This window comes from Methylobacterium sp. ME121 (genome assembly GCF_000974725.1).
GTDB lineage: Bacteria > Pseudomonadota > Alphaproteobacteria > Rhizobiales > Beijerinckiaceae > Methylobacterium > Methylobacterium radiotolerans.
Map to the genome: position 1 here is coordinate 1 of NZ_BBUX01000173.1, position 1,257 is coordinate 1,257.

Sequence of the window (1,257 nt, forward strand, 5' to 3'; positions counted from 1 at the left end):
GGATGGCGGCGGCCACCGCCTCGGCGCCCTCGGCCTCGAAGGCGCGGTAGGGCACGCCGAGGCTCTTGAAGAACAGGTCGAGATGGCGCTCCGGCGCGGCCTGGGGCGTGTCCTCCCCGGCCGGCCGGTCGGCGATGCCGGGCGAGCCCTTGGTGCGCAGGAACAGCCAGTACAGGTTCGGCCGGATCCGCGCGACGGCGGCGCGCAGCTGGTCCTGGACGCGCGGGTCGATCACCGCGGCGCCGTCGGAGACCAGCAGGAGCACCCGCGAGGCGCCGACATCGATTCCGAACTGCGACAGGGCCATGCCGAGGCCCCGGCCGATATTGGTGTAGTCGAGGCCGGGCCGGTCGATGGCGGCGATCGCCGCCCGCACGGCGTCGTGCCGGTCGGTCATCGGCATGACCAGCATCGGCGCGGTGGAGAAGGCCGTCACGGCGAACAGGTCGTGCGCCCGCGCGCCGACGAAATCGGCCAGGAGGCGCCGGGAGGCCGCGGCCTTCGACTCCTCGGCGCCGGAGGGCTGCCGGCCCGCGAAGGTCTCGTTCATGCTCCCCGAGCGGTCGATCAGCAGCGAGACCTGCGCGCCGATGCCGAGGCGCTCGATCCGCGCGCCCGTCCGGTAGGGGCCCGCCAGGGCCGCGATGAGGCCGGCGACGGCCAGGATGCCGGCGAGCGTCAGCGTGCGGCCGAGCCAAGCCGAGAGGGGGTCTGCCGGCGCGGCGGCGACCGCCGGCACGGACGTCCGGCGCAGGGCCGAGCGGGCCAGCGGCAGCAGCGCCAGCGGCAGCAGCCACAGGACCCAGGGATCGGTCGCGCCGAGGCGGGGGAGGAGATCGGTCACGGCCTCACGCGCTCCGCTCCGCCGCCGCGAGGCGCGCCAGGAGCGCCTCGGCCTCGGACAGCGGCCAGGCCGCGCGCGCGGCCGGCAGCTGGCCGCCGAAGAAGGCGAGGCGCGAGGCCTCGAAGAAGCGCGCGAGCTCCGCCGCCCGGCCCCGGAAGGCCCCGTGCCGCGCCAGGAAGGCGCCGAGATCGTCGGCCAGCACCCGCCTTCCGTCGGTCTCGTCGAGGCCCCGGTGCAGGGCCAGCAGCGCCGCCCGGTAGGCCTGATCGGGCTCGGCCCCCGCCTGCCGCCGGAGCGCGCGCAGCGCCGCCGCGAAGGGGCGGCCCGGCCGCTGCCGGAACGGCCCCCAGGCGCGGTCGTGCGCCAGCGCCAGCGCCGCGAGGCCGGCGAGGGCGCCGAGGCCGGCCGCCGCC

1 protein-coding gene and 1 pseudogene are annotated in these 1,257 nt (G+C 77.9%); both read right to left on the reverse strand.

Annotated elements, in window-relative coordinates:
• Positions 1-844 (reverse strand): vWA domain-containing protein (locus ME121_RS32745; RefSeq protein WP_059410335.1); only part of this gene is annotated, 844 nt, incomplete at its 3' end.
• Positions 845-848: 4 nt separating this feature from the next.
• Positions 849-1,257: pseudogene (locus ME121_RS32750) on the reverse strand (nonribosomal peptide synthetase MxaA); the annotation flags it as partial.